This window comes from Kribbella albertanoniae (assembly GCF_004348455.1).
In the GTDB taxonomy this organism is placed as follows: domain Bacteria; phylum Actinomycetota; class Actinomycetes; order Propionibacteriales; family Kribbellaceae; genus Kribbella; species Kribbella albertanoniae.
Window position 1 is genome coordinate 25831 of sequence record NZ_SMKA01000066.1, and the last position, 7791, is coordinate 33621.

Here is a 7791-nt window from a genome sequence, read left to right on the forward strand (position 1 = left end):
CCTCAGAAGGGGCCGGTCCACAACGGACCGGCCCTTCTCACTGCCCGTACGCGATCAGGCCGATCTCCTTCGGACCGGCACCATCGAGTACGACGATTCCCGGCTTGTAGAAGTTGGGGACATAGATCCGCCCACCGTCCGTACTGACGACCAACTCGACCGGGACCCCTAGGTCGGCCGACAGCGTCCTGACAACCTCGCGACTACCGACATCAACCACGCGGATCGTGTCCTCCGAATCCGTGTCCACGCCACCGAGCACGTAGAGATTCTTGCCGTCGGCACCTACCACCGCCGACCTCGACCTCCCCGGTAGCGGGAACGGGGTCGGTCGCGACGTCTTGACGTTGGTATTGATCACGGCGTACGACGCTCTGCTGATGACGTACATCAGGCCGTCCGGGCCGGTTGCCAGGTCGGTCGGGCCGGGTGGCACACCTCTCGGATCGCGCGCCAGGTCACTCTGATCGGTGACGACCTTGATCGGACTGCGCGCAGGTCGGCGGGTCGCGGTCTCGATCACCGAGACGGTGCCCGCCTCGCTGTTGGCGATGTACAGCCATTCGCCCTTCGCGTCGATCTCGAGGTCGGACGGGCTCGGCCCGCTGGGAAGCGGACCGCCGACCGTCTGCCGCGTATCGGTGTCGATCACGGTGATCGTTTCCGCCTTCGGACTCAGCACATAGAGCCGACGGGTCGCGGGGCTCAGCGATAGGTCGATCGGACCTGGGGCAACAGGGATCGGCGGACCGGCGATCTTCCAGGCAGCCACGTCCACGACGGAGATCGTGCCGGATTCCGAGTTCGCGACGTAGAGCGTCGTACCGTCCGGTGCCAGCAGAAACCGGCTGGGCACACGGCCGACCGGCAGCGCATCGCCGACCTGTTCGCGGGTCGTCGTGTCGATTTTCAGGACTTGGTCGTTCGAGAAATCGGCCGCATAGAGCGTGCGATCGTCGGGGCTTAGCGCGATGTCGAGCACAGCTGGCGCGCGGGGTGCCGCTGGCACGACGGCGAACGCGACAGCACCCAGAACGACGGGGGCCAGCAGTGGCGCGATCATCGCGAGCCGACGGATCGGCACCCCGGGCGGCTGCGGCCGGAGGATCGCCAAGACTCCGATCAGCAACCAGACCGTCAGCAGCGCCACGACCGCCGGCCAGGGTGCAGCCAGGTTCCAGGATCCACTGAAAAGTCCAAGCCACACAGCAATCCCGCCAGCCACCCAGCCGACGGTGAATGAGCGGCCGAGGGCGAGCAGCGGACCGACCAGCGCGAACTCGGCGGCGATGAGACCGAGGACTGCTGGGTAGGTCAGGTGCGGCACCCCTCTGTACTGATGTGGGCTGCGGTAGCCCTCAACCACCACGACCAGCACGAGTGCCGCCGCGATCGCCGCCGGTATCAACAGGCCCATCCGCAGCCGCGGTTTCGGAGGTCGCCAGTTGAGCAGCCCGGCAACTGACGCCGCAAGCCAAGCAAGGTGTGCTGCTCTGAAGAGCACCGGCGGCAGGCTGTTCCAGTACGTCAGGTCATCCGCAAGGATCGCCGTACTCAGGACGGCCGGTGCCAGGAGCCCGGCAGCGAAGGCCGGCCCGATCGCGCGGAACTGGACCACCACCGCACCAGTCAGGACCGCTGCCACCGCGATCGAGTACGGCGTGGGGTCGAGCGCGGCCGCGGTGATGGCGAAACCCGCGGCGATCGTGAACAGGCCGGCAATCCACCAGCTCGTTGCCGCAGCACGCAGAGCCGCAAGCGGCCCGCGCAGTCGATGCTGCCATCGCCTCGCAGCGGTTCGGGCAGCGGCGCCGAAGGTCGGGCCGGTCGGCCGCCGTACCGGAGGCACGGCCACCACTGGTTGCGCAGGCATGATCGGCCGATCGAGATAGGCCCGCGCAGACTCGGCCATGGCCCGGCTGTCGTGGTCCAGCAACTCCTCGAGCTTGGCGCGGGCAGTTCGCCGTACCCGATCGTTGGTTGCCTGAAGCAACTCACCGAGCTGCTGCAGGCTGGCCTCCCGATGCACTGGGCTCTCCAGATCCGCGATGATCCGGGCCGGCAACTCCCAGTGCGGATTGGCCGCGATCACCGTCCGGCCCTGGACGTCCGCGATCTGTTTAGGTCGCTGCGTCGGTTGCTCGGCGACGACCGCGTCGTACGTGTACTGATACAGCTCGTCCGCCGTGATGTCACCGTCGGCGTTGAGATCGGCGGCGCCACTGCGCAGCCCCTCCACGATGCAGCGGGTGAAGACGGACTGCGATGCCTGCCCGTGGACCTTGGCCCCTTCGAACGCGTACTGCGTGGACTCGGTGGCCGTCAGCACGATCCGACCGCGACCGCCAAGCTCGGCCTTCGTATCCACCGCCAAATCCGCCTTCGCCAACTGCTGAACGGCGTACGCGCCGCCATAGCAACAGTCGAGGATCAACAGCTTCTGCCGCGCCAAGCTCTCGTTCACGGCCTCGTCGACCATGTGAGCCGGCAGCGCGGTGAAGCGCAGCCGCTCCCGTTTGGTGTTCTTCATGGCCAGATACAGACGGCCGTTGTCGTCCTTCAGCCCGTGACCGCTGAAGTACAGCAGGGTCAGATCGTCGCGCTCGGCCGTCGCATAGAACTCATCGATCGCCTCACCGACCCGGCTCGACGGCTCATTGATCATGACCTGCACCTCATACCCAGCGATCGCCGGATCCTCAAGTACGTCGGCCAGCGCCTCCGCATCCTGAGCCGGGGAGACGAGTTGGCGCAACCCCGTGTCGTCGTACTCATAAGTTGCCACAAGCAACGCCCGCCGGCGTCCCATCACTCAGCTCGCTTCGTGCCGGCGCAGGAACGCCTCGAGCACCTGCTGCTGTTGCTCCGTCGATGCCGCATCCAGCTCGATCGTGTCAGCGCCGATCGTCAGCTTCACCCGCTGCTGAGGAGGACGCCGGCCGAGCCAGTCGCGCAGAATCGTGACCAGCACCGTCACCATCCCACCGGCTCCACCCAACGCGATCGCTACCGCATTGAACGATGAGATGTCGCCCTTGCTTCCGCTCGGCGAGGTCGTCCCGACCGTGCGCATGTCGATCTCATGCTCCGCCAGTTCACGCCGCAGTTGCCTGATCGCCCGATCCGCCAACTCCGCATCGTCGTCCAGCAGTACGACGTCCACCCATTCCCCCACGAACATCCCTCCCAGGATCCCGCTCCATGATCCCGGGTCGGCTACCGTCCCGCAACGGTCCGTAGCCGTTTCGTGTCGAGGGAGCCCGGGGTGCATGGCACTCCGGGCTCCTTTGGGCTCCACCCCTGTGGAGGGGAGTTCAGGGCAGAGCTTCCTGTGACGAGTCACCCCGCCGTCGCTTCGACGCTACGCCGCCCGAACTCACCTCACAACGTTCAAACGCTCCCTTGGCTCCCCACCAGAAACGCCTCGATCTCCTGCGTGCTGTCGTCCACAGTCGCCCGCCGAACCTCCAGCGAATCCGCCCCGATCGTCAGCACCACCCGCTCCGGACTCTTCCGCCGATGAATCCAGTCCCGCAACACCCCGACCACCGTAGGAGCCACCCCACCCGCAAGCCCGACCGCGATCGCCTCCCCCGGCATCTCCTGGGTAGGCAGGTCCTGCTCAGCCAACTCCTGCCGGAGGAGCTGCAACGCCTTGCCCTTCAGCCCATCGCCTGCCCGCACCAAGACCCAGCGCCCTTCGCCCATCCAGTCCTCCAGCCCTGTGGATGCCTCCCACACTGACACAGCCCACGGACTATCGGTGGGAGCGGTCGGCTACTGCACGGACGCTTCGGAGCATCCAGTACGTCGAATCGGCATCCGGTCCTGCACGCAGAGGCCAGAACCTGGCCGCTACCTGGCGGACGATGGTTGTCAGCAGCGTCAAGGAAAGGACTGATCATGCTACGAGGAGTTTGCACCGTCGGGTTCTCTGCCGATGACCTGAACGCGGCCGCGCGCTGGTACTCCGAACTGCTGAACACCGAGCCGTACTTTCGCGCCTACGAGTGCGAGACGTGCGAAGCGCGAGCGTTCGGCGTCGGGCACTGCGCTGAATGCGGCACCGCCATGCAGCTGGGTTACATCGAGTTCTGGGTCGGCGACGACCAGGTCGAGCTCGGTTTCATCGACCGGCGGTACCTAGCCGGCAAGGCCAACGCGCCCGGCTCCGCAACCGTTGCCTGGCACGTTGACGACTTGACCGCCACGATGGAGACACTGCTCGCGATGGGCGCCACCGCGCACGAGCCCATCACCGAGCAAGGCGGCTCGGGATCAGGGTTTGTCACCGCATCGGTCATCGACCCATTCGGTAACGTCCTCGGCATCTACCACAACCCGCACTACCTCGACATGCTGGCCGCCCGGCACAAGGCCTGACCGCGACGAGCCGCAGCGTCCTCGACCAGGGCCGAGGTCATCGGCCCAACTGCGTGAAAATTTCGGTGAGTTCGCGCACGCTGGCGATCCGCCTCGTCCCTGAGCCTGGCTCGGGCTCATTCCGACGACTGGTCTCCCTTGCGAGAGACGAAGTACAAGCGACGCAAGGACTCCGGCACCTCCGCGAGTGGAGTCAGCAGGTCCGACGGATCGGCCACGTAGGTGTCGACCCATCCCGCTTCAGCCAGAAGTTTCAAGGTCTGGTCGACCGGTACGACGATGTTGGTCATCGTGGTCTCGAATCTGTCGTACCGGCCGTCCTCGGCGCGGACCACCCCGGTGATCCGGTAGAACCCGACACCGGCGGACTCGTTCAGCGCGCCGCGGAAGAGCAGGATCGCCTCCTCGGTATCGCGGATCTCCATCTTGTTCATCCCGCGCAGACCCTCGACACTCGCCACGTCGAAGACGAACAACCCACCGGGCGCCACCGCCCGATACACGCAGCCGAGATAGGCCGCCACCTCCTCCATCCCGGCCAGATGGTTAGGGATGTCGTACGTCGAGAAGGCGACATCGAACTGCTCGTCGACGCTGAAGTCGGTGGCGTCGGCCTCGTACAGCACCGGGGTGTCGCCGAGCCGCGTCCGGGCCCGAGCCAGCATGGCCGCCGACCGGTCAAACCCGGTCACGTCGTACCCGGCCTGAAGGAACCGCTCGGCCACGATCCCTGTACCGCAGCCGATGTCGAGGACACGCCGTGCCTCCGGTACGGCGGCCTGGACGAGCTTGAGCAGGGCTTCGGCCGACTGGGTCGGGTACGGTCGCCAGAACCGGTCGTACGCGGTGGCGAACCCTTCGACATAGCCCTCGTTCATTGCTGCACTCCAAGTGGTCGGGGTGTGTGGTTCCGAACGGCGGGTGCGACGAGCGCGCCCGCGGTGGCGAACAGGATCAAGCCGCCGAACAGCAGCAATCCGGCCGCAGGGCCGAGCCCGGCAGCGACGTACCCGGCGAACACCGCCCCAGCTGGTTTCAGCGACAGCGCGATCAGGTACTCGTACGAGCTAACGCGAGAGAGCGCTTCCGCAGGCACCTCGGTCTGCATCAGGGTGTCCCAGAGAACGCCGAAAATGTCCGTCGCGATCCCGGCGCAGACCGCCGACAACACGACCAGTGGCAGCGCTGCCGACGTACCGAGAGCGATCAATGGCAGCGCGAGAGCCGGCAGGAACAAGAGCGCCGCCTGCAGCGGTCGCCGAGGCTTGAACCGGATGGCGACAACGACACCGGCGAGCATGCCCACCGCGTAACCACCGAGCACCATCGACCACGCGAACGCCCCACCGAGCCGATCTCGCGCGAACACCGGGCCGAGAACACCGAGCCCCGCCGCCGAGGCTGCGTTGATGACCCCCGCCGCGGCGACCGTCGCCAGCAACCAGCGCCGCGTGCTGACCTCGTGCCAGCCGACCTGGAGATCGCCGACCAGATTGCGCCTCTCAGTCCGGACCGCGCCGGGCAACCTCAATAGACTGAGCAACCCGGCTGCCACCAGGTACGTCGCCGCGTCGACCGCGAGCGCCACCCCCGGACCGAGCCAGGCAACGGTCGCGCCGGCCGCGAGCAGCCCGCTCACCCTGGCCGAGTTGGTCCCCAGCCGGAGCTGCCCGTTTGCCCGTTGCAGGTTGTCGGCCGGTACGAGCTCCTTGACCGTGCCGGTCAGTGAGGGCAGCAGCAGAGCCGAGGCCGCACCGGCAACGAACGCAGCCGCGCACAACACCGGGAGCGGGGCCCACCCGCTCAGCAACATCGCGGCCAACGCGGCATAGGCCAGGCACGACACCAGCTCGGCGACCACAAGCACCCGGTACCGCGGAAACCGGTCGCCGATGACCCCACCGAACAGAAGCAAAGCGAGCTGCGGAATTCCCTGAGCCGCAAGGACAACCCCCAATGTGGCCGGTGTCGTCCCAGGCAGCGCCAGCACACCAAAGGCCAACGCAATCGGCCCGAACGCGTTGCCGAGCATCGACACCGTCCGAGCGCCGAAGAACAGCCAGAACCGCCCCGGCAACGCCACTACCCGCGGTCCGGCCGCGCGCGGGGCAGCCACCGCTCAACCGTCCGACCCTCGTCGACCAACGTCAGCTCCACCCCGCTATGCATCAGCGCTTTCGCCAACGGACAGATGTGCCCAGGAAGCAACCTGCCCCCTGCGGACGGCAAAGACTCAAGCTCGGGTGCCCACGGTTGCGCGCATCCGGCCAACAGGTCGACCCGCTCAGCCGCAACGCTCACAGCGACGTCCTCAAGTGCACAAACCCCGGCCTCGGCCATCCCAGCATCAAGCGTCGCGTACGCCCCCGCGACAATCTCGGTTACCCCGTCAACCCTCAACGCGCCGAGCGCAGTCGGCATACCGCCCGCGCTAACGACCGGGCAGTCGATCCCGTCCCCGCGAATCGACTCGGCAAACCGCACCAACCGCTCCGCCTGCCGCTGCCCAAGCGCATCGCGATCCGTAATATCCGCCCTGGTCTCCGCGCCCGAGTACGCACTGACCCCATCCAGCCGTACGCCGCCCGTCGCATCAACCAGCCGTGCCAGCGGAAGGACCCCGTCATCCGGCAAATGCCGCACGTCAAGACGAACCCCGATCTCGGCCCCTCCAGCGGCAGCCAACGCCCCGAGCCCAGTAACGGTCTCCGCGTCATCAACATGAACCGCAAACCGCTCAACACTCCGAGCCGCTTCAAGATAGACCGGCCAGCGCCACTCCTCCCGCCAAGGCCAAGCCACGACAACATCGCGCACCCCCACGGCAGCAAGCGCGATCGCCGTCCGCGCAGTATGAACAGACACGCCGCCCGCCCCCGCAGCAACCTGCCGAGCTGACAGCTCAACCGTCCGATGCGCCTTGAAGTGCGCCCGAGTCACCCGCCCAGCAGCCGCGACCAGCTGATGAAACCGCACAATGTTCCGATCCAGAACCTGTGCATCCAGGGCTACAGCAACATCAGTCATCGTTCCTCGCACGGGCCAGCCGCGCAGCTGAAGCACGCCCGGCAGCAAACCCATGCCGGGCGCACTATGCGTTCAATGGCAAGACGATCAGGCGTCTTCCGTCGGGTCGATGCAGAACATGCCGCTACCCTCCCTCACCTCGATGGACACGATCGGCGCAAGGCTAGGTCATTCGCTGCAGGAGCGTAAGGCTTTCGGATTTTCCGCAGGATTCTGCCCAGATCTGAGCTTCGGCCATGCCCGAATTGAGCGCCACCGCCCACGACGCTCCTGCTGCGCCTACCTCAGAACCGCAACTCCCGAATCGCCCCCAAATCGATCCCGTACCGCGCATAGACCTTCGTAGTGTTCTCCCCCGTCAGCTCCGCCTCTCCCACCCCC

General features: G+C 66.6%; 7 protein-coding genes. 1 reads left to right on the top strand and 6 read right to left on the bottom strand.

The annotated features are described in order from the left end of the window. Positions 1-37: 37 nt before the first annotated feature. The 3 genes from E1261_RS16795 to E1261_RS16805 all read right to left on the bottom strand — a co-directional run bounded on the left by E1261_RS16795 (position 38) and on the right by E1261_RS16805 (position 3708). Positions 38-2809, bottom strand: coding sequence for a caspase, EACC1-associated type (locus E1261_RS16795; RefSeq protein ID WP_132407696.1), 2772 nt, complete (start codon positions 2807-2809; stop codon positions 38-40). Positions 2810-2812: 3 nt separating this feature from the next. After that, the gene (locus tag E1261_RS16800; protein WP_132407698.1) at positions 2813-3181 is read right to left on the bottom strand and encodes an effector-associated constant component EACC1; all 369 of its coding nucleotides are present in this window, start codon (positions 3179-3181) and stop codon (positions 2813-2815) included. Positions 3182-3390: 209 nt separating this feature from the next. Beyond that, positions 3391-3708 carry a hypothetical protein gene (locus tag E1261_RS16805; protein ID WP_132407700.1) on the bottom strand — a complete coding sequence of 106 codons (318 nt, stop codon included), beginning with the start codon at positions 3706-3708 and terminating at the stop codon, positions 3391-3393. Between the two features lie 195 nt (positions 3709-3903). Here E1261_RS16805 and E1261_RS16810 point away from each other — a divergent pair, with 195 nt between their 5' ends. After that, a complete protein-coding gene (locus E1261_RS16810) occupies positions 3904-4383 on the top strand; it encodes a VOC family protein (protein ID WP_132407702.1) in 480 nt (159 codons plus the stop codon). A gap of 116 nt (positions 4384-4499) precedes the next feature. Here E1261_RS16810 and E1261_RS16815 read toward each other — a convergent pair whose 3' ends face one another. The 3 genes from E1261_RS16815 to E1261_RS16825 are packed head-to-tail and all read right to left on the bottom strand — an operon-like array spanning position 4500 to position 7464. Beyond that, positions 4500-5261, bottom strand: a complete 762-nt coding sequence (locus tag E1261_RS16815; protein WP_132407704.1) for a class I SAM-dependent DNA methyltransferase — start codon at positions 5259-5261, stop codon at positions 4500-4502. Then, positions 5258-6499, bottom strand: a complete 1242-nt coding sequence (locus E1261_RS16820; RefSeq protein ID WP_238176259.1) for an MFS transporter — start codon at positions 6497-6499, stop codon at positions 5258-5260. Before E1261_RS16820 ends, E1261_RS16815 begins: the two co-directional genes overlap by 4 nt. Beyond that, positions 6466-7464 (bottom strand): alanine racemase, encoded by a 999-nt coding sequence (locus E1261_RS16825; RefSeq protein WP_238176260.1) that lies wholly within the window; start codon positions 7462-7464, stop codon positions 6466-6468. Before E1261_RS16825 ends, E1261_RS16820 begins: the two co-directional genes overlap by 34 nt. Between the last annotated feature and the right edge of the window lie 327 nt (positions 7465-7791).